A 24,809-nucleotide genomic window follows, 5' to 3' on the forward strand; every position below is an offset into this window, starting at 1 on the left:
TCGAGGATCGGGAGATCAGCGCATACACCCCCAAACACTCAGGACCAAAGTCCCGGTTCACTTCCCCTCGAGACCAGAATTCTATAACGTGTTCTAACAGGAGATTGCGGAAGGAAGTGAGCTGACATGGCGCAGATTCGCGAGATCGACATCGGAGAAGCCCGGACACGGTTCGCCCGGGGCTGGCATTGCCTCGGGCTCAGCAGGACGTTCGCCGACGGGCGTCCTCACGCCGTCGAAGCCTTCGGCACCAAACTGGTGGTCTGGGCCGACAGCAAGGGCGAACTGAACGTGCTCGACGGCTACTGCCGCCACATGGGCGGGGACCTCACCCAGGGCGAGATCAAGGGCGACTCGGTGGCGTGCCCGTTCCACGACTGGCGCTGGGGTGGCAACGGCAAGTGCACCGAGATCCCGTATTCGCGCCGAGTTCCCCCGCTGGCACGCACCCGCGCCTGGACCACGATGGTCAAGCACGGCCAGTTGTTCGTGTGGAACGACCCCGAGGGTAATCCGCCGCCCACCGAGGTCACGATTCCCGACATCGAGCACCACGGCACGGGCGAATGGACGGACTGGACCTGGAACCAGATCCTCATCGAGGGCGCCAACTGCCGGGAGATCATCGACAACGTCGTGGATATGGCGCACTTCTACTACATCCACTTCGCGTTCCCGACCTTCTTCAAGAACGTGTTCGAAGGCCATATCGCGGAGCAGTACCTCAACACGCGCGGCCGGCCCGACAAGGGGATGTCGACGCAGTACGGGATCGAATCGACGCTCGAGTCGTACGCCGCGTACTACGGCCCCTCGTACATGATCAACCCGATGACCAACAGCTACGGCGGATACAACGTCGAGTCGGTACTGATCAACTGCCACTACCCCGTGACGCACGACTCGTTCATGCTGCAGTACGGCATCATCGTGAAGAAGCCGACCGGGATGTCCGACGAGCAGTCGGACAAGCTGGCGGCAAAGTTCACCGAGGGGATCGGCGAAGGTTTCCTCCAGGATGTGGAGATCTGGAAGAACAAGACCAAGATCGAGAACCCCTTGCTGTGCGACGAGGACGGCCCCGTTTACCAGCTCCGTCGCTGGTATGAGCAGTTCTATGTCGACGTCGCCGATGTCACCGAAAAGATGACGGGCCGTTTCGAATTCGAGGTCGACACCGCCAAGGCCAACGAGTCCTGGGAAAAAGAGGTCGCCGAGAATCTGGCGCGCAAGTCGGCAGAAGAGAAGTCCGGCAAGCAGGAAGCCGAGGTCTGACGATGAGTTCCTCGACCCGGCAGAGAAGATGGGCGAAGTCACCGGATTTCGCCGATCGGCCCGATCGGGTCGAGGCCATCGCCACCCAGACCGCAATCGACAAGATCAACTATCTCGATTCCGGTCAGCACGAGGTGAGATGTCGCCGGTGCGGCACGTGTGTGCTGGTGCGTAAGAACAGCTACAAACACACCAGCGTGCAGTGGCAGGAGAATCCCGACGCGGTGTGCCCCACCTTCCGCGACTCCGGCGTAGTCCCCGGTGCGTCGATCAGCCCCCGCGAAGGGTGCCCGCAGTTGCAGGCTTCCATCGATCAGGCGGTGCTCGACGGAACGATCAACGTTCCCGACGCGTCGTAGAAGGCGTCACTCTCGCGCGACGGGCACGCACTCGTCGAGCAGGGCCACGATGTCGCGCCACGCCCGGTCCGCGTGGCGCGCATGGTAACCGACGCCGGGAAGTACGACCTGCCCGTCCGTCGGGTGGTGGAAGGCATGCAACGCACCACCGTAGACCACCAGGCGCCAGTCGACGCCCGCGTCCTGCATCTCGGCCGCGAACGCATCCCGCTGCGCCGGCGGCATGATCGGATCCTCCGATCCCACCCCGGCCCACACCGGGCACCGGATGCACGTGGCCCCGCCGAGCCTTCCGGTGGTCAGCGCGTTGATCGTTCCGATCGCGCGCAGGTCCGCGCCGTCACGCCCCAGTTCCAGCGCGATCGCACCGCCGGTGCCGTAGCCGACCGCCGCGATCCGCTCCGGATCGGTCCGCGGCTCCGCGCGCACCACATCCAGCGCCGCCCGGCCCATGGCCAGCATCCGGCCGGGGTCCGCGAGCAAGGGTGTCAGGTACGCGAGCATCTCCGCCGGGTCGGAGAACCAGCGCCCACCGTTGTGATCGAAAGCGAAAGCGACGTAGCCGAGTTCGGCGAGGGCGTCGGCCCGCCGCCGCTGGAAGTCGTTCAGCCCGGGCCCTTCCGGTCCGATCAGGACCGCAGGCCGGAGGTCGGCACCCGTCGGCAGAGCCAGGTGTCCGACCATCGTCAGGCCGCCCGCCGGATACTCGACCGTACGCGTGGCGATCGTCATGAATTCGGACTGTAGCGAGCGCCCGGCCCGATCGTGCGGTATTCAGCCCGGCAAAGATAAAGGGCCCCTCGCCGTCCCCCGCCCGCATCTTGTCCTGGGGCACAACCCAACGCACACATCCCCGGCGAAAGAGTTCGCCGGGGATGTGTCGAGATATCACTTCACAGTGGTTGTTCGGAACAGTGGCCGTTCGGAACAGTGGACGGGGCAGAACACGTCGTTCGGTCGCCGTCCCCCACCGGCCTACTGGCTGGGCTCGGGCATTCCCTCGCACTGGACCTGCGGGTTCACACCCACATAGTTGAGCGGACCTGCTACGACGGTGGTTGCCACCGTTGCCAGGCTGCTGCAGTTCTGCGGGGAATCCTCGAAGTAGCCTCGCTGCCACCCAGCGACGGCCCCGATCACCAGCCAGACCAGCACCAAGAGAGTCAACAAACGCACGGCTCCACCTCGCAGTCGATGATGTGTCCGAGGGTTCGGACGGCTGCGGATACCCACCTCGGAAACGAACAAACCTCCCTATGTCCACCAAGCGGTCAATCCGGTCATACGGCGCCATTCGGCGACGCCCCCGTCTCCACCGGTTCGAGACGGTCCCCTGCACCCGGCTTCCGCCGTCGATACTGGAACGCGTTCCGGTCGCCGCTCTCTGTACCGGCAGTGGGTTGTACAGAAAAGATGGACTCCACACCCCCTCGTTCTATAACGTGTTCTACATGAGCAATCAGGAGTACGACATTGTCGTCGTCGGCAGTGGCGCCGGCGGAATGACCGCCGCGATCACCGCTGCCCGCAAGGGGTCGAGTGTCGTCCTGATCGAGAAGGCATCCCGGTACGGTGGATCGAGTGCCCGCTCCGGCGGCGGCGTGTGGATTCCCAACAACGACGCCCTCGTGGCCGCCGGGGTGCAGGACACTCCCGAGGCCGCTCGCACGTACCTCCACAGCATCATCGGCGACGTCGTGCCCGCCGAGAAGATCGATACCTATATCGATCGCGGGCCCGAGATGCTGTCGTTCGTGCAGAAGCACAGTGCGCTCGAATTGCAGTGGGTTCCAGGCTATTCCGATTACTACCCGGAGGCGCCCGGCGGGCGAGCTGGGGGGCGCTCGGTGGAGCCGACACCGTTCGACGGCCGCCGCCTCGGCGACGATCTCGCTTTGCTCGAGCCCGATTACGCGCGCGCCCCGAAGAACTTCGTCATCACCCAGGCCGATTACAAATGGCTGAACCTGCTGGTGCGCAACCCCCGCGGACCCCTCCGTGCCGTTCGGGTCGGAGCGCGATTCGTGTGGGCCAACATCACCAAGAAGCACCTTCTGGTGCGCGGCCAGGCGCTGATGGCCGGCCTGCGCATAGGTATGCGGGACGCCGGCGTTCCGTTGCTCCTCGATACCGCGCTGACCGACCTGTTCGTCGAGGACGGTGTGGTGCGCGGGGTGACCGTCGACTCGCACGGCGAGCAGCAGATCATTCGTGCCCGCAAGGGCGTGATTCTCGCCAGCGGCGGGTTCGAGCACAACGAGGAGATGCGCAAGAAGTACCAGCGCGCGCCGATCGGCACCGAATGGACGGTGGGAGCCAAAGCCAACACCGGCGACGGAATCCTGGCGGGCCAAAAGCTCGGGGCTGCAGTGGACTTCATGGACGACGCGTGGTGGGGTCCGTCCTTCCCGCTCACCGGCGGTCCGTGGTTCGCGCTGTCGGAACGAAGCCTGCCCGGCTGCATGATGGTCAACAGTGCCGGAAAACGATTCGTGAACGAGTCCGCGCCCTATGTCGAGGCGACACACGCGATGTACGGCGGGAAGTACGGGCGTGGCGACGGGCCCGGCGAGAACATTCCGAGTTGGCTCATCCTCGATCAGCGCTACCGCGATCGGTACACTTTCGCCGGTATCACCCCGCGAACGCCCTTTCCCGGCCGCTGGGAGAAGGCAGGAGTGCTCGTCAAGGCCGGCTCGATCAGCGAACTCGCCGAGAAGATCGGGGTCCCTGCCGCAGCGCTCACCGACACCGTCGAACGGTTCAACGGTTTCGCGCGTGCCGGTAAAGACGAGGACTTCGGCCGCGGCGAGTCGGAATACGACCACTACTACGGCGATCCCCGCAACAAGCCCAACCCGAGCCTCGGCGTCGTCGACAAGGCGCCGTTCTACGCGTTCAAGGTCGTGCCCGGCGATCTCGGAACCAAAGGTGGCCTCGTCACCGACGTCCACGCGCGGGTGCTGCGCGAGGACGGCACCGTGATCGCGGGGCTCTACGCGACGGGCAACGTCGGTTCACCCGTCATGGGACACACGTACGCCGGGCCGGGGGCAACGATCGGCCCCGCAATGACCTTCGGATATCTGGCAGTCCTCGACATCCTCGACTCCGATCACGGTGACCCCGTCGACGACGAACTGACCGAACCCGCCGAAAGCCGCTGACCGATACCGGGCCACCGCGCCGCCGTATTCGCGAAAGGACAACATCGCGTGCCCATCGACCCCGCCGTCGCACTCGGCGCCGAGTTGCCCGCCCAGGAATTCTCCTGGTCGAGCAGCGACATCCAGCTCTACAACCTCGGTCTCGGTGCCGGATCCCGGCCCACCGACGCCGGCGAACTGCGATATCTCGGGGACCACGCACCGCAGGCGCTGCCCACGTTCGCGACGGTCGCGGCCACGTTCCACCAGATCGAACCGCCGAAGGTGTCCTTTCCCGGAATCGAGATCGATCTCGCCAAGGTCGTGCACGGCAGTCAGGAAGTGCTCGTGCACGCGCCCATCCCGCCGTCGGGCAAAGGCCGCACCGTCACCCGCATCTCCGAGGTGTGGGACAAGGGCAAGGCCGCCGTGATCGTGCAGGAATCCACCACCGAAGACCCCGACGGTAATCCTCTGTGGACGGCCCGGTCGTCGATCTTTGCGCGCGGTGAAGGTGGATTCGGCGGAGAACGCGGACCGTCCGAGTCGGTGGAGCTTCCCGAACGGGAACCGGATGCCGAAATCGATGTCCCGACTCTTCCGCAACAGGCGCTGCTGTACCGGTTGTGCGGGGACCGCAATCCCCTGCATTCCGATCCCGAGTTCGCGGCGGCCGCCGGCTTCCCCGCCCCGATCCTGCACGGGCTGTGCACCTACGGAATCGTGTGCAAAGCCGTCACCGACCGGTTCCTCGATGCGGACGCCGCCCGAGTCGCCGGTTTCCGGGCACGGTTCGCCGGTGTGGTGTTCCCCGGGGAGACCCTTCGTATACGGGTCTGGGACGAAGGTACCCGCAAGCTTGCGACCGCCTCGGTGGTCGAACGTGACCTCGCGCCGGCACTGGCCGATGTCGTCCTGACCGTGTCGTGACAACATAACCCTGGGGAAAGTAAACACACACATGGCAATTCGAGATGCGTCGCCGTCCCTGTCCCGGCGTGGCTTCCTTGCTGTGGGCGCCGGAGCCATCGCGGCCACCGCACTGGGCGGCTGGACGCCCGTCCACGCAGTCCCTTCGGGTTCGGCCGCGAGCACCCTTCCGGCACCGCCCTCCTTTCCCGAGGGCATCGCCCTGTACCAGCAGGCGTACCAGAACTGGTCCAAAGAGATCATGCTGGACGCAATCTGGACCTGTGCGCCGCGAACACCGGATGATGTTGTTCAGCTGGTCAATTGGGGCCACCAGAACGGCTACACGATCCGGCCGCGGGGCGCGATGCACGGCTGGACGCCGCTGACGGTCGTCAACGGCGCACCCATCGACCGGGTGATCCTCGCCGACACCATCGCCCACCTCGACTGGGTGGACGTCGATCCCGGAAGTTCTCCCCCCAGGGTGACGGCAGGTCCCGGCGCCACACTCGACGCCATCACGACGGCACTTCAGCAGCACGGCCTCGGCTGGGCGAATCTCCCCGCACCCGGAGTCCTCACGATTGCCGGTTCGCTCGCCGTCAACGCACACGGAGCTGCGCTGCCCGCCGACGGCGAATCCACCGAGCCCGGACACACCTTCGGATCGTTGAGCAATCTCGTCACCGAGCTCACCGCCGTCGTATGGGACGGAAGCGCGTATTCGTTGCGCACATTCACCCGCGCCGATCCCGATATCTCGCCGTTGCTGTGCCATCTGGGCCGCACCTTCGTCACCTCCGTGACCCTGCAGGCGGGTCCGAACTACCGCATGCGCTGTAAGAGCTTCACCGACATCCCGTGGGACGAGTTGTTCTCTCTCCCCGGCGCCCAGGGCCGTACCTTCGAGTCGTTCGTGCGCAGTACCGGGCGCGCCGAGGCCATCTGGTACCCCTTCACCGACAAGCCGTGGCTGAAAGTCTGGTCTCTCGCACCCGAGAAGCCGGTCTCGTCCCGAGAAGTACACGGGCCGTACAACTATCCGTTCTCCGACAACGTCCCGGAGCCGATCACCGATCTGCTGGGCCAGTTGACGGCCGGCAACACCGCGATCGCCCCGGCGTTCGGGCAGACCTATTACGGTGTGACGGTCGCGGGATTGGCGGCGACGGCGTCGTCCGATATCTGGGGATGGTCGAAGGACCTGCAGTTCTACATCAAAGCGACGACACTGCGTCTCACCGAGGGCGGGGGCGCCGTACTCACCGATCGCGCCAATATCGCCACCGTGATTCACGACTTCACGCACTGGTTCCAGGAGCGGATCGAGCACTACCGCGCGCTCGGGCAGTACCCGCTCAACGGGCCGGTCGAGATCCGCTGTTGTGGTCTGGACCGGCCGGAAGATGTTCTCGTGCCGTCCGCCGGGTCGCCGACGCTCGCGTCGACGCGTCCGCGCCCCGACCACCCGGAGTGGGACACAGCCATCTGGCTCAATGTGCTGGGTGTTCCCGGAACACCCGGCATGTTCGCGTTCTACCGCGAAATGGAACAGTGGATGAGGCAGCGGTACAACGGCGAAGATTCGACGTTCCGGCCGGAATGGTCGAAAGGGTGGGCATTCGGCCCGGACCTGCCGTACACCGATGCGACCATCGTCTCCCAGAGCCTGCCCGACACCTATCGCGAAGGCGTTCCATCCGAAGACAATTGGGATTCGGCGCGGGCGGTGTTCAACCGGCTGGATCCTCATCGCGTCTACAGCAACAGCTTCATCGACACGTTGCTCCCCTGACCGGTCTCGTCAGCTTTGCTAATGTTCTGCCCCATGCGGAATCTGCGGCGGTGGGCTGGTGCGGTAGCGGTACCGATCTTGGTGCTGGGAGGCGGGGTGACGCTCGCCGGAACGGCGTCGGCGATGCCCGACACCGGTTCGGTCATCCTGCCCTCGGGGGACGACACCGCAGTAACCTTCGACGCCGACGGCAGTACGTTCCACGGCAGTCTCCGACTCCCGAACGGCGCAACCACCGGTGCTGCGTTGTTGCTGCCCGGTAGCGGTCCGACCGATCGCAACGGCAATCAGCCGGGGGTCGCATCCTCCGATGTGCTGCAGAGGGTCGCCGATTCGCTTGCAGCCCAAGGAATCGCCAGTCTTCGATTCGACAAGATCGGGGCCGGCGACACAGGGCTCGGAAAGTTCACGGCGGAGACCGTCGGCGAGTACGGTTTCGTCGACCAGGTCGATCACGCCGCGGCCGCAGCCGACCTGCTCGCCACCCGGACGGGATTCGCCACGTCGGACGTCCTCGTCCTCGGGCACAGCGAAGGCGGCCTGACCGCACTCGCTCTCGCCGACAGGGGAATCGGTGACGGGTTCGGGCTTCTCCAGCCCCTCCCGATGCGCTATCTCGATCTGCTGTCGGCACAGATCACGGCCGTGGCAGAGTCCGGGCAGCTGAGCCCGGACCAGGCCGAAGCGGTGCGTGCCGACGTGCCGCGAACCGTGGAATCGCTGCGCGCCACGGGTACCGTCCCTGCGGACCAGCATCCTCTGGTTGCGCAACTCGGGTTGAACGAGGCCAACGCCAAGTTCCTCGCCGAGGCGGACAGGCTCGATCCAGCCGCGCTGGCCGCGGGACTGGCGGCGGATACACCGGTGCTGCTCACTTGCTCGGACAAGGATCTCAACATCAGCTGCGCACAGGTCGATCCGCTGCGACGGTCTCTCGAGCACACCGACCTGCAGTTCGAGCACTTCGCTACCGCGAACCACAGCCTCGAAGAACTCGGCCCGCTGCCTCCGAGCCCCGCCGACGTGGTGGCATTGCTCCCCGTCTCGGCGGAGTTCGCGGTGGCGATCAACGACTGGGCAACTCGCCAAGCACGCTGATTCCACCACCGCGAGCGTCCTGCGGGATACCCGATCCACTGGAAACTCGGTGCACCGGAAAACTCAGCGGCTGACCGCTTTCTGATACCGGTAGATCGCGAACGGTACGAACACGATCAGTATCAGCGCCGTCCACAGGAGCGACGCGAGGATCGGATTCTGCAGCGGCCAGACGTCCGGCGGCGGAACCATCGGGTTGGTGTTCCCGAACAGGTTTCGCACGGCCTGCGTGAGTGCCGACAGCGGATTCCACTCGGCGATCGTGCGGAGTACCGGCGGCATGGACGACGGATCGACGAAGGTGTTCGCGACGAACGACAACGGGAAGATCACCATGAAGCTCGCGTTGTTGAACACCTCGGGCGTCCGGACCCACATTCCGACCACGGCCATCACCCACGACAACGCGTAGGCGAACAGCAGCAACAGAAGGTAACCCGCTACGGCCTCCCCGAACGACGAGTGGATCCTCCACCCCACCACCAGACCGGTCAGCGACATCACCACGAGGCTGACCACGTTGATGAGCACGTCCGTGGTCGTCCGTCCGATCAGGACGGCCGAGGGTGCCATGGGCAGCGACCGGAACCGATCGATGATGCCTTTCTGCAGGTCTTCGACCATTCCCAGACCGGTCCACGTGGACCCGAAGATCACCGTCTGAGTGAAGATGCCGGCGATGAGGAATTCGCGATACGACATTCCGGGAATGTCGATCGCGCTACCGAACACGTAGGCGAACAGCAGCACGAACATGATCGGCGAGAGCATCGTGAACACGATGAGATCGGGCACACGCTTGATCTTGATCATGTTGCGCTTGGCTATGGTGAGGCCGTCCGATGTGACCAGCTGTACCGAATTCACTGCGCCGCCTCCTCTGTCTTCTCTGCCTCGTGGCCCGTCAGGGTGAGGAACACGTCGTCGAGTGTCGGCTTTCGCAGTGCCACATCGGTCACGCGAACGCCCGCCACCGCGAGCTTCCCCAGCGCCGCGACGAGGGCTTCGGCGCCCGCCCCGCCCCCCGCGCCACTCAGGGGGACGGTGAGCGTTCCGGTTCCCGAATCGAGCTGGATCTCACCCGACGCGACCGAGGCGAGTTCGCGGCATGCGACTTGCTGGTCTCCGGCATCGGGCACACCGATTTCGATGCGTTCACCACCCACCTGGCTCTTGAGTTCGTCCGCATCACCGCGCGCGATGACCTTGCCGCGGTCGATCACCGCGATGTCGTCGGCGAGGCGCTCGGCTTCGTCCATGTACTGGGTGGTGAGCAGGAGCGTGGTGCCACGCGCCACCAGCGTGTCGATGACCTCCCACAATCCGAGCCGCGCCCGGGGGTCCAGGCCGGTGGTGGGCTCGTCGAGGAAGAGCACCGGCGGTTCGGCGACCAGCGCGCCGGCGAGGTCGAGACGTCGGCGCATACCTCCCGAATAGCCCTTGACCGGGCGATCTCCTGCCTCTTCGAGGTCGAACTGCGCGAGCAGTTCGCGCGCTCTCTCCCTGCTGCGTTTGACGCCCAGGTGGTAGAGCCTGCCGACCATCTCGAGGTTCTCGAAACCGGTGAGGTATTCGTCCACCGCCGCATACTGCCCCGATGCTCCGATGTGGGAGCGGAGTGCGCGGGCGTCGTTCACGACGTCGAAGCCCGCTACCCGCGCGCTACCGGCATCGGGCACGATCAAAGTGGTCAGTACCCGGACCGTCGTCGTCTTGCCTGCCCCGTTGGGACCGAGCAGCGCCGTGACCGTCCCTTCGGGCACCCGGAGGTCGATGCCGTCGAGGGCTTTGACATCTCCGTAGGTCTTGATCAGTCCTTCTGCGACTATGGCGTCGGCCATGAGTCCTCCCTGACTGGTGGTTGCGTCGTCAGTCTGCACTACAGGACCGACACGTTTCGACCGGTTTTCTCATCGCAGAAATCGCACACTTTCGGAATCGGCTGCTCCGGCAGTACCCGATGCACCGACCGCCCGAGGTGCGAACCCGGACTGTTCGGGGTGAGGTACGCGTGAATTCGAAGGTTGGGGCACGTCGCCCAGCACAGGTGGGTAAGCAGCGTCCTGCCCCGCGACGGAAACCGGGCGTCAGGGCCGATCACCGCCCGAAATCGTTGGCGCGGAATCACATCGCGTGCTCTACTGAACGCTCATTCCAGGAGAAGGGGACCTGTATGACCGTACGATTCCTCCGACGCACCGCCGCTTCCGCTCTCGTTGCCGCAGGCATGTTCACCGGACTCGGCGTGGGCGCCGGAACAGCTGCTGCCGAGACTCCGATTCCGATGAACCGCTGCTGGGGCGTGAGCCCTTACATCGTGGACCAGCCGTATGCGCCGGCACGGCTGTTCGGATGGCAGACCGAACCGGGAAGGATCGAGCTGTCCCTACCCGACGTATCCAGCCTGTGGTTCTTCGCCGGTGGATATCGGTCCGACGTGCGCCTGGACTGGCACAACCGCAACACGGGTGCACGCGGAACCCTCACCGACTCCGTCACCGTCGCCTATCCGGGCAGCGGAGTGGCGCGTTTCGATGTGCGTTCGGGCCCCGGCGACGTCGAATTCACCGTCAGCGCAGTGAACAGCATTCCTTTGTGGGCCATCCCGACCACGTCGTGCGGTGGCGTCGTCACGGTCTGGTAGTCGAACGCGCCAACCGGGACAGCTGTACCCAATCCAGAACCGGCCGGGGAATCCGCATCCCCGGCCGGTCGCGGGGCACGAGGACGCGTAACGCACCCGGGGCGACGGTGCAGCGCACCGGCGACGGCATCCGCACCGACTCCCCGTCCACACCGACCGCGATGTCGTGTTCGCCCGAAAACACCACGACTTCCGTGGCCGTGCGCTGGACGAGACCTTTGGTTCGCGCGCGGCGAAGAACTCCGACGATCTGGCCGGCCCCCTGCACCGACAGAGCGATCACGCCGAGCCTGCCTCGATCGAGCCGAAGACGCCGGCCCATCCCTACCAGGTCGTCCGTGGTGTACGGATTGTTGCTGACGAGCAATGCGCGTGGACCCTCGAGGACCGTGCCGTCGATACGTGCGCACAATGCCCCGTGTGCGCTGGTGGCCAGCAGGTCGGGCAACAGGTCGAGAACGGTCTTCGCCTTGTCGTCACGGTAGTGCGGGCTTTCCACGATCTCGGCGTAGACCCCGAAGGACGCGTTGTTGACGAAGGGCCGACCGTCGATGTGTCCGAGGTCGACGTGCAGTTCGACTCCGTCGCGCAGCGCCTCGAGACCGGCCACGGGGTCTTCCCTGTCCAGTCCGAGGTCGAGCGCGAAGTGGTTGCGTGTGCCGGCACTGATCACCAAGAACGGAATCCCTTGTTCCGCAGCCACTCCCGCGACCAGAGCCTGAGTGCCGTCGCCACCGGCAACACCGAGCAGATCGGCTCCCCGCGCCACCGCCCGGCGCGCGAGCGCCTGGACATCGACGAATTCGGGCCCGTCGAGTACTACGACCTCGGCACCGAGTTCCTCGGCACGTCGTCGCAGGTCGAAACGAACGACTTTGCCACCACCGGAGTGCGGGTTCATCACGAGAAACGGCCGGTGCACAGTCTCCGCGGGGTATTCGGACATCGTGGATTCGGAAGCACGGATCCTCAGAGCGGCGCGGGCAGATCCGAATGCCGCGAGCACGAGAGCCACCTCGAGCGGAATCACCCACAACTCGCGTTCTCGCACGATTACGACCAACACGACGATCGGAGCGCACAGCGCCGACACCAGCGCCGCCAGCCGGAGAACACCACGCCACGTGAGAAACCCGTACACCGCAGCGACGGCCACCACCACGGCCGCGATGCTCGTCACCGTGAACAGCACTGCCCCGCGCAGGCCCGCAACCACGATCGGTACGACCAGGGCCGCCGCGAGAAGAATCCAGGCGAGGCGTGCCCACCACAGTGCGAAACCGTTGTGGGACTCGTACACAGGTGCGGTCATCGTCGAGTTCCGGGCGCGCGGAGCGCGGTCACCGAGACCGTGCGGCTAAACCGCCCGGATGCGCCTACACATACGTACGCGGGTTCCAGGTGGAGACTGCCCAGATGACCACCACGTCGAGCGCGATGATGAGAATGGACCACCAGGGGTAGTACGGCAGCCACAGGAAGTTGACGATGATGGAAATCGCCGCGATGACGATGGCTGTCACGCGTGCCCAGGTGGCGCCCGTGAAGAGCGCCGCACCGATGAGGATCATCAGCGCACCGACCACGATGTGGATCCAGCCCCACGTCGTGACGTCGAATTCGTAGGTGTAGGCCACACCGACGACGAAGATTTCGTCCTCCGCGACCGCCGCGATTCCCTGCAGGAGGGACACCACGCCGAGTGTCGCGAGGATGATGGCAGCACCTACCGACGTTCCCGCGGCAATGCCTTGTTTCACGCTGGGGTCTCGTCGGGTCGCACGCATTTCTTCGGACATGGTCGTCCCTTTCGGAGGCGAGTGATAGTCGTAGTATGCGCGCGCCGACCACTCACGTCCGCAAGATCGAATTTTCTCTCCGATAGCCACGTCCGACTCGTAACATCGGCTCGTCGTCCGAGACTCGACCGTCCTCGTCTCCGCAGACCGACGTCGGAGACGTGTGGAAGCATGGCTACCGGAAACGGTTTTCGGTCCACACGCTGCATCCACCGGACACGTGTCGAAGGGACGCAGGATGTCCAGCTCCATATCGGCCGGCGGACCGGATGAAAACGCCGGTGCGAATGCACAAGCCGACAAGACGACCCGCTCGTCGTGGATCCGGCTGAGTGCGCTCGTCGCCGGACTCACCGCAGTCGTCGGCGTGATGCTCCTCGCCTTCGCGCTGCCTGCCATCCATGGCGGACCCCACGACATGAGACTCGGCTTGGCCGGGCCTTCGCCCGCAGTCGACGCCGTCGCAGGAAACCTCACCCCCGATGAATGGGACGTTGTCCGCTTCGACACTCCCGAAGACCTCATCGCCGGCATCGAGAATCGCGAAGCCGCAGGCGGACTCGTTTTCGCGGCCGACGGTGTGGATGTCTACACGGCCACCGCGGGTGGCGCACCCGGCGCCGCGGCCGTCACTGCCCTCGGAACGAGCATCGCCCAGCGGCAGCAAGTGCCGGTACGGACGCACGAACTGGTGGCCTTCCCTGCGGACGACCCCCGAGGAGCCGGACTGACCGCCGCAGCGCTTCCGATGGTCTTCGGTGGACTCATTCCGGCAATTGCACTGACGCAGCTGTTCCCCGGACGCAACCGCCTGCTGCTGCGCTTCGTCGGCGTCGTGGCTTTCGCAGTGATCGCCGGTGCCGCGCTCACCGCCATCCTCCAGTTCGGCACCGGGTCACTGGCCGGAAACTACTGGCTCACCGCAGAGGGTCTCGCGCTCGGCATGGGCGCGCTGGCGTTGACCGTCCTCGGCCTCGAAGCCCTGCTCGGTCCGGTGGGCATCGGCCTCGGCGCTTTTCTGATGATGTTCGTGGGCAATCCACTCTCGGCGCTCGGGACCGGGAGCAACTGGCTTCCCGACGGATGGTCCACTTTCGGGCAGCTGCTGCCCCCCGGGGCGACCGGTTCACTCCTGCGCGCGAACGCGTTCTTCGGCGGCATCGGCAGCGGGTTCCCGAGCGTAGTGCTCGCTTGCTGGGTCGCGTTCGGCCTCGTCCTCGCGCTGATCGCCGCACGCCGCGAACCGAGGGGCGCGACCACAGCCGTCGACCCAGAATGAAACGGGGCATGGGATCCGTCCGCGCCCGATCGCAGTTCAGCGGGTGAGGACGAGACCGGACGTCGGCACGCCCGTGCCCGCTGTGACGAGCACGTTCTCGACGTCGTCGACCTGGTTGCACGACGTCCCGCGGATCTGGCGGACCGCTTCTGCGATTCCGTTCATGCCGTGGATGTACGCCTCGCCGAGTTGCCCACCGTGGGTGTTGATAGGCAGCCTGCCACCGAGTTCGATCCCGTCGGCCACGAAGTTCTTCGCATCGCCCCGGTCACAGAATCCCAGTTCCTCGAGTTGCATGAGCACGTACGGCGTGAAGTGGTCGTACAGGATCGCAGTCTGAATGTCCTTCGGGCCGAGGCCCGATTGTTCCCACAGCTGATTCCCGACGATGCCCATCTCCGGGAGACCTGCGAGCCCGTCGCGGTAATAGCTCGTCATGATGTATTGGTCCGGTCCGCTGCCTTGCGCCGCCGCCGCGATCACCGCGGGCACCTGCTTCAGATCCTTCGCACGCTCCGGTGTGGTCACCACCAGCGCGACACCCCCGTCCGATTCCTGACAGCAATCGAGCAGCCGCAACGGTTCCGCGATCCAGCGGGAATTCTGGTGGTCGTCCAGGGTGATGGGTTTTCCGTAGAAGAACGCCTTCGGGTTGTTCGCCGCGTGGGCGCGGTCCGCGACGGCCACCGCTCCGAAGTCCGCACCGGTGGCACCCGAGACGTGCATGTACCGCTGCGCCACCATCGCGACGAACGATGCGGGTGTGCTCAACCCGTGCGGGTAGGAGAACGCGTTGTCGGTACCGGAGGCGTTGACCTGGGCGGCGAGCGTGCTGTTCACCTGCCCGTATCGCGCGCCGGAACGTTCGTTGAACGCGCGGTACGCAACCACGACGTCGGCCACGCCGGTCGCGACAGCCATCGCCGCCTGCTGCACGGTGGCGCAGGCCGCACCGCCGCCGTAATGGATGCGCGAGAAGAACTTCAGGTTCGGGATGCCCACCGCTCGCGCGACCGCGACTTCGGTATTGGTGTCCATCGTGAACGAGACCAGGCCGTCCACGTCGGAGGGGGCGAGTCCGGCGTCGTCGAGCGCGTCCCGCACGGCTTCCGCCGCGAGTCGCAGTTCGCTCCGGCCGGAATCCTTCGAGAAGTCGGTGGCACCGATGCCCGCCACGACCGCCCTGCCCGACAGACCGCTCATTCGGCATCTCCGATCACGAGGGTGGCCTTCGCGGTGATGTGGTCGCCCAGCGCATTACGCCCGACGACGTCGACGGTGACCAGACCGTCGTCGACGGCCGCCACCGTGCCGGCGAGTGTGAGGGTGTCGTACGCGTACCAGGGCACGCCGAGGCGTAACGAAATCGACCGCACGACGGCACGAGGACCTGCCCAGTCCGTGACGTACCGCTGGACGAGGCCGGTGTCGGTGAGGATGTTGACGAAAATGTCCTCGGACCCGCGCTGCCGCGCCTTGTCGCGATCGTGGTGCACGTCCTGGAAGTCGCGGGTGGCCAACGCCGTCGAGACGACGAACGTCGGGTCGGCGTGAATCGACAAGGGTGGGAGCGCCTGCCCTGCCGTCACCGCATCGATGCTCACGAATCCTCCTCGAGGGGCTTCCAGGCGTACAGCGTCCACGGGGTTCCTTCGGTGTCGTCGTCGCCGGGAAAGTCGAGATAGGTTGCCTCCACGGGCATTCCGATTCTCACGTCCGACGGGTCGATTCCCCGGAGTTCTCCGAGCATGCGCACGCCCTCGTCGAGTTCCACGAGCGCGACGACGAAGGGAACCTGCCGGCCCGGAACTTTCGGGGCATGGTGGACGACGAAACTGAACACCGCACCCCGGCCCGACGACACCACGTAGTCGGTCGTCTCGTCCTTGTCGAGCCACAGCGCCGGTACCGGCGGGTGTTGCAACGTGCCGTCGGGGCGGCGCTGGATGCGCAACTCGTGGCCGGCGACGCCGTCCCAGAAGAACTGCGTGTCGCGCGATGCGGACGGCCGCATCATCCGTGACGGGTCCAGATCCTCGGGCACCGTGGCCCGCGGGGCGGAGTCGGCAGCCTCGCCCGGCGGAGCGAATTTGAGGATGCGGAACAGCATTTCGGCGACGACCTCGTCGCCGACCTTCCACACGTTGCGGGTGGTGAAGAACCACCCTTCCCCGAGACCGGTTTTCTTCGGACCCACCACATCCTCGAGCGTGGACTCGATGGTCACGTGCTCACCGTGGCGAAGATAGCGGTGGTAGGTCTGGTCGCAGTTGGTCGCGACCACCGAGGTGTACCCCGCGTCGTCGAGGATCTGCGTCATCCGGCCGAGTGGATCGTCCTTCTCCCGCTCGGCACCGAGACCCCGCATCGTCCAGACCTGAGCCATCGCGGGCGGTGCGACCGGACCGTCGTGCCCGGCTGCCACCGCAGCGGACTCGTCGGTGTAGATCGGGTTGTCGTCACCGATCGCCTCGAGCCAGTTCCGGATCATCGGGAGATTGACGGGATCGCGACCGAAGCGGGGTGCGGACGGTCCGTCGTTACGCACGCGTTCGGCGGCCGCAAGGATCTCGTCGGCCGTGCTCTCCGCGCCGGCCGTCTGTGCGCCTGTCACCGCGGTACCCGGGGCATACCCAGACCGGCGGTGGCGATGAGTTCTCGCATCACTTCGTTGACCCCGCCCCCGAACGTGATCACCACGTTCCGCTTGGCCATCATGTCGAGCCAGCGCAGCAGATCGGCCGTGTCGGTGTCGGCCGGGTCGCCGTGGCGTCCGACGATCTCCTCGGCGAGCCGGCAGACCCGCTGGATCCGTTCCGTGGCGAACACCTTGGTGGCCGACGCGTCGGCGATGTCGACGGCGTCGTTCTCACTCGCCGCGACCTGCCAGTTGAGAAGCTCGTTGAGCCGATGTGTCGCGTGGATCTCGCCGAGTGCGCGGCGCACGTCGGGTTCGTCCAGGAGGTTGTGCCGTCGCACCCAGTCCTGCAGATGGTCGTAGATGCCCGCGACCCGGCCCGCCGGTCCGAGCATCACGCGCTCGTGGTTGAGCTGCGTGGTGATCAGCCGCCAGCCCTTGTTCTCCTCACCGACGAGCATGTTCGCCGGCACCCGCACATCGTTGTAGTACGTGGCGTTGACGTGGTGCGCGCCGTCGCACGTGATGATGGGCGTCCAGCTGAATCCCGGGTCGGTCGTGTCGACGATGAGAATGGAGATACCCCGGTGCCTCGAGTCGGCCGAGCCGGTGCGGACAGCGAGCCAGATGTAGTCGGCGTCGTGACCCCCGGTGGTGAAGATCTTCTGCCCGTTGACCACGTACTCGTCGCCGTCACGTACAGCGGTGGTGCGCAGCGCCGCGAGGTCCGTCCCGGCTTCGGGCTCGGAGTAACCGATGGCGAAATGGACCTCACCGGCGAGGATTGCGGGGAGGAACTTCCGCTTCTGCTCGTCGGTTCCGTAGACCTGCAAGGTGGGACCGACGGTCTGCAACGTGACACCGGGCAGCGGCACGTCGGCACGCATGGCTTCGTTGGCGAAGATCTGCTGCTCGACGTCGCCGAAGCCGTGGCCGCCGAACTCGACGGGCCATCCCACTCCCAGCCATCCGTCCTTACCCATTCGGCGGACCACCTCACGGTAGGTGGGGCCGTGCCGCTCGGTGCGCATGATCGCGGCTTCGTCGGCGGAGACGAGATTCGAGAAGTAGCTGCGCAACTCGGCTTGCAGCGCACGCTGGTCGTCGGTCAGATCGATGAACACCGGGCCCCCACGAGGTCGAGTCGGTACGAAGCGCCGCCGAGCCACCGTGCAAGGTCCTTGGCGGTCGACGAGTATCTGTGCAGCGGATAGGTCGCATCCACTCCGATGCCGCCGTGCAGGTGGTGCAACACCCGCATGGCCGGAGGAAGTTCCGCAGCGATCCAGTACGCGGTGACGTCGAGATCGTCGTCGGCGTCGAGACCTCGGGAGACACGCCAGACCGAAGACAACGCGGCGACGTGCAGGGTCCGGGCGGTGACGTAGACGTCCGCGATCTGCTGGGCCACTGCCTGGAAGGTGGCGAGCGGCTTACCGAACTGGTGCCGCTCACTGACGTGGCGGGCAGTGAGATCGGTTGCTCCCGAGAGCAATCCGTCCGAGTAGGCGGCTGTCGCGGCGATTGCCAGACGGTAGAGCGTCGCTACGGACTCCGCACCGTCGAGGCCGTCGCCGAGCAGGGTTCCCACCGCTCCGTCGAGCCGCATCGAGAACTCGGGGTCGCCGACCGCGGACGGACTCTCCCTCAGCGTGACGCCCTCGGCGTTCGGGTCGACCGCGACGACCCCGGAGTCGGTCGGTACCAGGACGAACCGCGCGCGATCGGCGTAGGGCACGGCCACGAACGATCCGGTGACGGCGTGCCCGCCGTCGGTGGCGGTGACGGTGGCCCCGGGCCGGCCGGGGAACGGCCGGCCCGGTTCGGCGAGCGCGGCGGAGAGGACCGCGCCGCCGGGGACACCGTCGAGCAGGACGTCCTGCTGTGCCTCGGTGGCGAGGGCGAGAACGGGAAGTACCCCGAACCCGACGGTCGGCAGCGCGGGGATCCGTGCCGCCGAACGTCCGACCTCGGTGAGCACGGTGGCAGCCTCGGCGACGCCGAGTGCCGAGCCCCCGAGTCGCTCGGGCAGGGCCAGCGACAGCAGGTCGGCCTCTGCCATGGCTCTCCACAGGTCGTCGGCGCCCAGGTCGCGGGCGAGCAGGTCGGCCGCGACGCCGGCAACGTCCTCCTGCGTCTCGTCACGTGCGAAGTCCACCGTTACCACCTTCGTGCTAGAACGTGTTCCAGTTGTAGCACTTGGTGGTGTCCCGCGGGAAGGACCCCCTACTCCCGCGGAAGTCCGAGCAGCCGCTCCGCTGCGACCGTGAGCAGAATCTGCTCGGTACCACCGGCGATCGTCAGGCACCGGGTGTTGAGGAATTCGCGGGTGAGCGGACCTTCCACCCAGCCCGCCTCGCCCGCGAGATCCATGGCGAGTTCGGCGGTGTCCTGTCGCTGACGCACGCCGACGAGTTTGCGCACGCTCGAGGCAGCACCGGGATCTTGCCCACCCAGCTGGGCGAGCGTGGTGCGCAGATCGAGCAGCGACCCGGCGGTCGCCTCCCCGATCTGTACGGCGATCCGGTCGTCGGCGACGGCGTCACCCGGTGTGGACAGTTCCAGGAGTTCCTCGATCGCCGCACCGAACGACGATTTGCCCCCCATCGCCACGCGTTCGTTCGCGAGCGTGGTGCGGGCGAGTTTCCACCCGCCACCGAGCGGACCGACGACGCAGTCGTCCGGAACGAACACCGAATCGAGGAACACCTCGTTGAACAGCGCGTCGCCGGTGATCTCCCGCAGCGGCGATACCGCGATGCCCTCCGATTTCATGTCGACGAGGAAATAGGTGATGCCCTTGTGCTTGGGTGCCTCGCGGTCGGTTCGCGCCAGGCAGATCGCCCAATCCGCTTCGTGCGCGAGCGAGGTCCACACCTTCTGCCCACGCAGGATCCACCCCCCGTCCACCTTCTCCGCAGTGGTCCGGAGTGCGGCGAGATCGGAACCGGCACCGGGCTCGGAGAACAACTGGCACCACACGATGTCGCCACGCAGCGTCGGCATCGCGAATCGTTCTCGCTGTGCCGGAGTTCCGTGCTCGAGGATCGTCGGCACAGCCCACGATCCGATCACCAGGTCGGGCCTCTCGACACCGGCCTCGGCGAGTTCCTGCTGGATGAGGATCTGCTCGGCCGGGCCCGCCGCGCGCCCGTAGGGGGTCGGCCAGTGCGGCGCGAGATACCCGGATTCGGCAAGCGCGGTACGGCGCTGCCCTTCGGGTTGCGCTGCGATGGAAGCGATGTCGTCCCGGATTCGCCCACGATCGTTCTCGTGCCCGGACAGATCGATACCGAGGTGCCGGCGGGCGCCGCCGCGCGCGAGTTCGGTGACGCGGGCGCGCCACGCCGTGGAACCGCCCAGCAACTGGCGGGTGGCGACGGCGCGGCGCAGGTAGTAATGGGCGTCGTGCTCCCACGTGAAGCCGATGCCGCCGAGCACCTGGATCGAGTCCTTCGCGGTCTGCACGGCAGCGTCGAGTGCCACGGCAGCCGCAACGGCCGCCGACACGGGAAGCTCGTCCGGGTCGGTATCGATCGCGCGTGCCGCATCCCACGCCACGGCCCGAATCTTCTCGGTGCGGCACAGCATTTCGGCGCACAGATGTTTGACGGCCTGGAACGCGCCGATGGGTTTGCCGAACTGTTCGCGGATCTTCGCGTACTCGACCGCCGTCGTCAGTGCCCACCCGGCGATGCCGGCGAGTTCGGCGGCTGCCAGCCCCGCGGTGAGGTCCCGCACGAATCCGCTGGGGACCTCGACGACACGGTCCGCCGTCACGGCGACACCGTCCAGACGCACCCGGGCGAGCGCCCGCGACTTGTCGAGCGTGTCGAGTGGCTCGAGACGCACACCGGCAGCGTCGGCGTCGACGAGCGCCCAGCGTTCGCGATCCCCGGCCAGTCGCACGAGCACCGCGACGCCCGGCTCGGCAGCGATGGCGGGGCCCGCGTCACCGGTGAGGACGAACCCCTCGGTCGCCGGTTCCGCCCGCACCTCGGAGTCGAGTGCGAGAGCCGCCGGAAGGGCGCCCTCGACGAGTTGCGCGGTGGTCTTGGCCGTCGCGTCGCCGCCGCGGCCGAACACCAGTGCCACCGCTGCAGTGGTCAGCACCGGACCCGCGGCCAGCTCGTGTGCGGCCTGCTCGAGCATGACCGCGAGATCGACGGTGGTCGCCCCGAACCCTCCGGATGCCTCCGGAACAGCAACACCGAACAGTCCCAGTTCCGCGAGAGACGACCACCCGTCACGCCACGCCCCGTCGGTCTCCCGACGTATGGTTGCCAGTGGAGCCGTGGCTCGTGACCAGGCATGTACGGACGCCTGAACGGCCCGCTGTTCCTCGGTGGTGGCGATACTCACAGCGGGTCTCCGCCTTTCGGAATGACATGGTTACCTAGAACGTGTTCTAATATGACACCGGTTCAGAGTCAAGGCGTGAGGAAACGAAGTTATGGCCACCCCGTCCCGCTCACGTTCCAACGGCACCGGAACGTTGACCGCCCTCACCGAGGACGATCTCAGTTCCAATGCCCAGAAGGAACGTCGCAAGCGGATACTCGACGCCACCCTCGCGTTGGCGTCGAAGGGCGGATACGAAGCCGTCCAGATGCGCGCCGTCGCCGAACGGGCGGACGTCGCAGTGGGCACGCTCTACCGGTACTTCCCGTCCAAGGTCCACCTGCTGGTCTCGGCCCTCGGGCGTGAATTCGCCCGGATCGAGAGCAAGGGAAAGATCCCGCCGGGGCACAGCCCGCTGGAACGGATGCACCTCATCCTCAGTCTCATCACCAAGGCGATGCAGCGCGATCCACTTCTCACCGAGGCCATGACGCGCGCCTTCATGTTCGCCGACGCATCCGCCGCCGCCGAGGTCGACCAGGTCGGCAAGCTCATGGACCGGTTGTTCGCCAAGGCCATGAACGACGGCGAGCCCGACGAAGAGGAACTCGCGATCGCCCGCGTCATCAGCGACGTGTGGCTGTCCAACCTGGTCGCCTGGCTGACCCGCCGGTCGTCCGCGACGGATGTCGCGCGACGCCTGGAACTGACGGTCGATCTGCTGCTCGGAGAGGGCGCACGTCCGTCGTCCGCCACTGCCGGCGCCTGATGTAACGGGAAACACCACCCCAGAGGCCGCTCCGGCGGCACTCTGCCGCTTTTCTTCGCTTACCTTGGTTCGCGTGAGTGCCCACGACCTTCCGATCGATCTCCGACGCGCCCTCGTCGCCGCAGCGCGTACTCCGCGGCTGCTGGTGGCAACCGACTACGACGGCACCCTCGCGCCGATCGTCGCCGACCCGGGGCAGGCGTATCCCCGCGCCGACGCCGTCCGCGCCCTGCGTGGACTCGCCGCTCTCCCTTCGACGTCCGCCGCGGTGATCTCCGGCCGATCGTTGAAGGATCTCGCCGCGCTGTCGCGTCTCCCCATCGAGGTGAAGCTGGTCGGCAGCCACGGTTCCGAGTTCGACATCGGTTTCATCAACGAGATCGATCCCGAAGCCAAGCAACTGCTGACCGTGCTCGTCGACGGACTCGCGTCGGTCGCCGACAAGTTCGAGGGCGTACACATCGAGACCAAGCCCGCGAGCGTCGCCCTGCATGTCCGCAACGCGTCCGCGGAGGATGCCGAGCGCGCACTCGAGATCGCGCGCGGGGACCTCGCGTTGCGTCCGGGCGTGCAGGTCACCGAAGGCAAGTCGGTGATCGAGTTGTCCGTCGTGGCCACCGACAAGGGCGCGGCCCTCGACCTGATCAGGCACCAGGACGCCGCCACCGCGGCGGTCTTCTTCGGCGACGACGTCACCGACGAGAAAGCATTCGCATCACTGCACGGTCCCGACGTGGGTGTGAAGGTCGGCGACGGCGACACCGCCGCGGAGTACCGGGTCGGCACCACCGAGGACGTCAACTCGGCGCTCGCGCTTCTCCTCGAGGAGCGCCGCACGTGGTTGTCCGGTGCCAATGCCGCACCGATCGAGCGATTGACGATGCTCGCGAGCCCCCGCTCCAAGGCGCTCGTCACCCCCGACGGCACCATCACCTGGATGTGCCACCCGGAGCCGGACTCCGCCGCACTGTTCGCCCACCTGCTCGGCGGAGAACCCGCCGGCCACTTCACGATCGGCCCCACCCGCGAGTCGCTGCCGCTGAGCCAGCGCTACGTGGACTCGACGATGACTGTCGTCACCCGCTGGGCTGCCCTCGCCGTCATCGATTACCTGCCGCACGACGTCGAGCCGGGCCGAACCGACCTCACCCGCGTGATCACCGGCCGCGCGACCGCACTGGTGACCTTCGCGCCGCGTCCCGAGTTCGGACAGGGACAGGTGACCTTGGAAGTCACGGACGACGGAATCCGGGTGATGGGTTTCAACGAGCCCTACGTTCTCCGGTCCCCCGGCGTGCGCTGGGACATCAGCACCGACGGCGCGCACCAGTCGGCGCACGCCGTCGTGGATCCCTCCCAGGGGGACGTCGTGCTCGAACTTCGGTGCGGTACAGATGATCTGAGCGAGCATCCGGTGCCCCATGAGGAGCGCCGCGCCCAGGCCGAAGCGTATTGGAGCACGTGGGCGAACAACCTGGAACTGCCGCCCCTCAAGCCCGATCTCATGAAGCGCTCGGCTCTGACCCTGCGCGGCCTCGTCCACGCGCCGACCGGGTCGATCCTCGCAGCGGCCACCACGTCGCTTCCCGAGGAGATCGGTGGGGTCCGCAACTGGGACTACCGCTACTGCTGGCTGCGGGATGCGGCGCTGACCGCACAGGCACTGGTGAGAGTCGGATCGCTCGAAGAAGCCGAGAACTACCTCGACTGGGTGCACGGGGTGCTCGAGACCCTGCCCGGACCGGAGCGACTGCATCCGCTGTACACGCTGGCAGGTGGCGCACTGCCTCCGGAAGCTGTCCTCGACAGCTTGCCGGGGTACGCCGGTTCGCGCCCCGTTCGCGTCGGCAACGCGGCGAACCAGCAGGTTCAGCTCGACGTATTCGGTCCGATCGTCGACCTGATCTCCGAACTCGCGCATCGGCGCGAGGAGCGGGGCGTGGCCCACGCGCAGGCACTCACCGACCGCGATTGGGAACTGGTCTGCGCCATGGTGCTCGCGGTCGAGCGCCGCTGGTTCGAACCGGACCACGGCATCTGGGAGATCCGCGACAACCCGCGGCACCACGTGTATTCGAAGGTCATGGGCTGGCTCACCGTCGACCGCGCACTCACCCTCGCGGAGAAGTTCGGCCGTCCCGCCGGTGAAGGCTGGGCCGAGCTTCGTCGCGAGATCGCCGAGGAGGTCAAGGAGAAGGGCTGGAACGAAGACGTCCAGTCGTACACCGCGGCGTACGACGGCACCGATCTCGACGCGGCGACGTTGTTCATCGGCCTGACCGGGCTGGTGGACCCGGACGACAAGCGATTCCACGCAACCGTGCAGGCAACCGAAGCGGAACTACGCAGCGGGTCGACGGTGTACCGGTACCGGCACGACGACGGGCTTCCCGGCACCGAAGGCGGTTTCCACCTCTGTGCGGCGTGGCTGGTCGGGGCGTATCTCCTGATCGGGCAGCGGAACGACGCCGAGGCGCTGTTCACGCAACTAGTCGCCGCTGCGGGCCCGACCGGCCTGCTCAGCGAGGAATACGATCCCGTGGCGGAACGCTCGCTCGGCAATCATCCGCAGGCCTACAGCCACATCGGGCTGTTGCGGTGTGCCCAGTTGCTGTCCGGGCCGCCGCGCTGAGAGACGGTTATTCGGCGTACCACTCGCGCTCGACGGCGCCGGAGGTCTTGCCGAACCAGAGCTGGGTATCGAGCGTCTCCAGCACCGGAACGCCGGAATGCGCCGGGGCGGCGAGCAGTAGC

Annotated in this window: 22 protein-coding genes; 10 read left to right on the forward strand and 12 right to left on the reverse strand. The window is 66.5% G+C overall.

Annotated features, from left to right (window positions below):
* Positions 1 to 126: 126 nt before the first annotated feature.
* Both ACFWBU_RS15695 and ACFWBU_RS15700 read left to right on the forward strand, forming a co-directional pair.
* Positions 127 to 1,275 (forward strand): Rieske 2Fe-2S domain-containing protein, encoded by a 1,149-nt coding sequence (locus tag ACFWBU_RS15695; protein ID WP_169622737.1) that lies wholly within the window; start codon positions 127 to 129, stop codon positions 1,273 to 1,275.
* A 2-nt stretch (positions 1,276 to 1,277) separates the two neighbouring features.
* Positions 1,278 to 1,634: a hypothetical protein gene (locus ACFWBU_RS15700; protein WP_169653337.1), complete on the forward strand. Its 357-nt coding sequence runs from the start codon at positions 1,278 to 1,280 to the stop codon at positions 1,632 to 1,634.
* Positions 1,635 to 1,640: 6 nt separating this feature from the next.
* Here ACFWBU_RS15700 and ACFWBU_RS15705 read toward each other — a convergent pair whose 3' ends face one another.
* Positions 1,641 to 2,366, reverse strand: a complete 726-nt coding sequence (locus ACFWBU_RS15705; RefSeq protein WP_378528692.1) for a dienelactone hydrolase family protein — start codon at positions 2,364 to 2,366, stop codon at positions 1,641 to 1,643.
* A 243-nt stretch (positions 2,367 to 2,609) separates the two neighbouring features.
* Positions 2,610 to 2,810 carry a hypothetical protein gene (locus ACFWBU_RS15710; RefSeq protein ID WP_169622740.1) on the reverse strand — a complete coding sequence of 67 codons (201 nt, stop codon included), beginning with the start codon at positions 2,808 to 2,810 and terminating at the stop codon, positions 2,610 to 2,612.
* Between the two features lie 275 nt (positions 2,811 to 3,085).
* Between ACFWBU_RS15710 and kstD the strand changes: the two genes are divergently transcribed.
* The 4 genes from kstD to ACFWBU_RS15730 are packed head-to-tail and all read left to right on the forward strand — an operon-like array spanning position 3,086 to position 8,585.
* Positions 3,086 to 4,801: a 3-oxosteroid 1-dehydrogenase gene (gene kstD / locus ACFWBU_RS15715; RefSeq protein ID WP_378528693.1), complete on the forward strand. Its 1,716-nt coding sequence runs from the start codon at positions 3,086 to 3,088 to the stop codon at positions 4,799 to 4,801.
* A 48-nt stretch (positions 4,802 to 4,849) separates the two neighbouring features.
* The gene (locus ACFWBU_RS15720; protein WP_378528694.1) at positions 4,850 to 5,710 is read left to right on the forward strand and encodes a MaoC/PaaZ C-terminal domain-containing protein; all 861 of its coding nucleotides are present in this window, start codon (positions 4,850 to 4,852) and stop codon (positions 5,708 to 5,710) included.
* A 31-nt stretch (positions 5,711 to 5,741) separates the two neighbouring features.
* Positions 5,742 to 7,487, forward strand: coding sequence for a cholesterol oxidase substrate-binding domain-containing protein (locus ACFWBU_RS15725; protein ID WP_378528695.1), 1,746 nt, complete (start codon positions 5,742 to 5,744; stop codon positions 7,485 to 7,487).
* A 33-nt stretch (positions 7,488 to 7,520) separates the two neighbouring features.
* On the forward strand, positions 7,521 to 8,585 hold the full coding sequence (locus tag ACFWBU_RS15730) for an alpha/beta hydrolase (RefSeq protein ID WP_296551602.1): 1,065 nt from the start codon (positions 7,521 to 7,523) through the stop codon (positions 8,583 to 8,585).
* Positions 8,586 to 8,648: 63 nt separating this feature from the next.
* Here the strand turns inward: ACFWBU_RS15730 and ACFWBU_RS15735 are convergent, their stop codons facing one another.
* Both ACFWBU_RS15735 and ACFWBU_RS15740 read right to left on the reverse strand, forming a co-directional pair.
* Complete coding sequence (locus tag ACFWBU_RS15735) at positions 8,649 to 9,452, reverse strand: ABC transporter permease (RefSeq protein WP_169622745.1); 804 nt, start codon at positions 9,450 to 9,452, stop codon at positions 8,649 to 8,651.
* Positions 9,449 to 10,426, reverse strand: a complete 978-nt coding sequence (locus ACFWBU_RS15740; RefSeq protein WP_169622746.1) for an ATP-binding cassette domain-containing protein — start codon at positions 10,424 to 10,426, stop codon at positions 9,449 to 9,451. The genes ACFWBU_RS15735 and ACFWBU_RS15740 overlap by 4 nt, the downstream gene beginning before the upstream one ends.
* Positions 10,427 to 10,758: 332 nt before the next feature.
* Between ACFWBU_RS15740 and ACFWBU_RS15745 the strand changes: the two genes are divergently transcribed.
* Positions 10,759 to 11,229 (forward strand): hypothetical protein, encoded by a 471-nt coding sequence (locus tag ACFWBU_RS15745; protein WP_169622747.1) that lies wholly within the window; start codon positions 10,759 to 10,761, stop codon positions 11,227 to 11,229.
* Here the strand turns inward: ACFWBU_RS15745 and ACFWBU_RS15750 are convergent.
* Positions 11,216 to 12,541: a diacylglycerol kinase family protein gene (locus tag ACFWBU_RS15750; protein WP_296551607.1), complete on the reverse strand. Its 1,326-nt coding sequence runs from the start codon at positions 12,539 to 12,541 to the stop codon at positions 11,216 to 11,218. The two genes, ACFWBU_RS15745 and ACFWBU_RS15750, sit on opposite strands and share 14 nt — an antisense overlap.
* A 64-nt stretch (positions 12,542 to 12,605) precedes the next feature.
* Positions 12,606 to 13,028, reverse strand: coding sequence for a hypothetical protein (locus ACFWBU_RS15755; protein WP_169622749.1), 423 nt, complete (start codon positions 13,026 to 13,028; stop codon positions 12,606 to 12,608).
* Positions 13,029 to 13,266: 238 nt separating this feature from the next.
* On the opposite strand from ACFWBU_RS15755, the gene ACFWBU_RS15760 reads away from it, so the two are divergent.
* A complete protein-coding gene (locus ACFWBU_RS15760; protein ID WP_296551609.1) occupies positions 13,267 to 14,307 on the forward strand; it encodes an ABC transporter permease in 1,041 nt (346 codons plus the stop codon).
* 36 nt (positions 14,308 to 14,343) lie between these two features.
* On the opposite strand, the gene ACFWBU_RS15765 is transcribed toward ACFWBU_RS15760, so the two are convergent.
* The 6 genes from ACFWBU_RS15765 to ACFWBU_RS15790 all read right to left on the reverse strand — a co-directional run bounded on the left by ACFWBU_RS15765 (position 14,344) and on the right by ACFWBU_RS15790 (position 21,307).
* Positions 14,344 to 15,510 (reverse strand): lipid-transfer protein, encoded by a 1,167-nt coding sequence (locus ACFWBU_RS15765; protein ID WP_169622750.1) that lies wholly within the window; start codon positions 15,508 to 15,510, stop codon positions 14,344 to 14,346.
* Positions 15,507 to 15,911 carry a MaoC family dehydratase gene (locus tag ACFWBU_RS15770; RefSeq protein WP_169622751.1) on the reverse strand — a complete coding sequence of 135 codons (405 nt, stop codon included), beginning with the start codon at positions 15,909 to 15,911 and terminating at the stop codon, positions 15,507 to 15,509. Before ACFWBU_RS15770 ends, ACFWBU_RS15765 begins: the two co-directional genes overlap by 4 nt.
* Positions 15,908 to 16,921 carry a bifunctional MaoC family dehydratase N-terminal/OB-fold nucleic acid binding domain-containing protein gene (locus ACFWBU_RS15775; RefSeq protein ID WP_169622752.1) on the reverse strand — a complete coding sequence of 338 codons (1,014 nt, stop codon included), beginning with the start codon at positions 16,919 to 16,921 and terminating at the stop codon, positions 15,908 to 15,910. The genes ACFWBU_RS15770 and ACFWBU_RS15775 overlap by 4 nt, the downstream gene beginning before the upstream one ends.
* Positions 16,918 to 18,069 carry an acyl-CoA dehydrogenase family protein gene (locus ACFWBU_RS15780; protein ID WP_169622753.1) on the reverse strand — a complete coding sequence of 384 codons (1,152 nt, stop codon included), beginning with the start codon at positions 18,067 to 18,069 and terminating at the stop codon, positions 16,918 to 16,920. The genes ACFWBU_RS15775 and ACFWBU_RS15780 overlap by 4 nt, the downstream gene beginning before the upstream one ends.
* Positions 18,054 to 19,103 carry an acyl-CoA dehydrogenase family protein gene (locus tag ACFWBU_RS15785; protein ID WP_169622754.1) on the reverse strand — a complete coding sequence of 350 codons (1,050 nt, stop codon included), beginning with the start codon at positions 19,101 to 19,103 and terminating at the stop codon, positions 18,054 to 18,056. The genes ACFWBU_RS15780 and ACFWBU_RS15785 overlap by 16 nt, the downstream gene beginning before the upstream one ends.
* Before the next feature lie 68 nt (positions 19,104 to 19,171).
* Positions 19,172 to 21,307 carry an acyl-CoA dehydrogenase gene (locus tag ACFWBU_RS15790; protein WP_378528696.1) on the reverse strand — a complete coding sequence of 712 codons (2,136 nt, stop codon included), beginning with the start codon at positions 21,305 to 21,307 and terminating at the stop codon, positions 19,172 to 19,174.
* A gap of 91 nt (positions 21,308 to 21,398) precedes the next feature.
* Between ACFWBU_RS15790 and kstR the strand changes: the two genes are divergently transcribed.
* Positions 21,399 to 22,055, forward strand: a complete 657-nt coding sequence (gene kstR, locus ACFWBU_RS15795; RefSeq protein WP_169622756.1) for a cholesterol catabolism transcriptional regulator KstR — start codon at positions 21,399 to 21,401, stop codon at positions 22,053 to 22,055.
* Between the two features lie 73 nt (positions 22,056 to 22,128).
* Positions 22,129 to 24,687 (forward strand): trehalose-phosphatase, encoded by a 2,559-nt coding sequence (otsB, locus tag ACFWBU_RS15800; RefSeq protein ID WP_169653266.1) that lies wholly within the window; start codon positions 22,129 to 22,131, stop codon positions 24,685 to 24,687.
* Positions 24,688 to 24,809: the final 122 nt, after the last annotated feature.

The organism is Rhodococcus sp. NPDC060084, assembly GCF_042730335.1.
Lineage (GTDB): Bacteria > Actinomycetota > Actinomycetes > Mycobacteriales > Mycobacteriaceae > Rhodococcus.

Coding starts and splice junctions, on each gene's coding strand:
- ACFWBU_RS15695 (WP_169622737.1), top strand. CDS start 127: ATGGCGCAGATTCGCGAGATCGACATCGGAGAAGCCCGGACACGGTTC.
- ACFWBU_RS15700 (WP_169653337.1), top strand. CDS start 1,278: ATGAGTTCCTCGACCCGGCAGAGAAGATGGGCGAAGTCACCGGATTTC.
- ACFWBU_RS15705 (WP_378528692.1), bottom strand. CDS start 2,366: ATGACGATCGCCACGCGTACGGTCGAGTATCCGGCGGGCGGCCTGACG.
- kstD (WP_378528693.1), top strand. CDS start 3,086: ATGAGCAATCAGGAGTACGACATTGTCGTCGTCGGCAGTGGCGCCGGC.
- ACFWBU_RS15725 (WP_378528695.1), top strand. CDS start 5,742: ATGGCAATTCGAGATGCGTCGCCGTCCCTGTCCCGGCGTGGCTTCCTT.
- ACFWBU_RS15730 (WP_296551602.1), top strand. CDS start 7,521: ATGCGGAATCTGCGGCGGTGGGCTGGTGCGGTAGCGGTACCGATCTTG.
- ACFWBU_RS15740 (WP_169622746.1), bottom strand. CDS start 10,426: ATGGCCGACGCCATAGTCGCAGAAGGACTGATCAAGACCTACGGAGAT.
- ACFWBU_RS15745 (WP_169622747.1), top strand. CDS start 10,759: ATGACCGTACGATTCCTCCGACGCACCGCCGCTTCCGCTCTCGTTGCC.
- ACFWBU_RS15750 (WP_296551607.1), bottom strand. CDS start 12,541: ATGACCGCACCTGTGTACGAGTCCCACAACGGTTTCGCACTGTGGTGG.
- ACFWBU_RS15755 (WP_169622749.1), bottom strand. CDS start 13,028: ATGTCCGAAGAAATGCGTGCGACCCGACGAGACCCCAGCGTGAAACAA.
- ACFWBU_RS15760 (WP_296551609.1), top strand. CDS start 13,267: ATGTCCAGCTCCATATCGGCCGGCGGACCGGATGAAAACGCCGGTGCG.
- ACFWBU_RS15765 (WP_169622750.1), bottom strand. CDS start 15,510: ATGAGCGGTCTGTCGGGCAGGGCGGTCGTGGCGGGCATCGGTGCCACC.
- kstR (WP_169622756.1), top strand. CDS start 21,399: ATGGCCACCCCGTCCCGCTCACGTTCCAACGGCACCGGAACGTTGACC.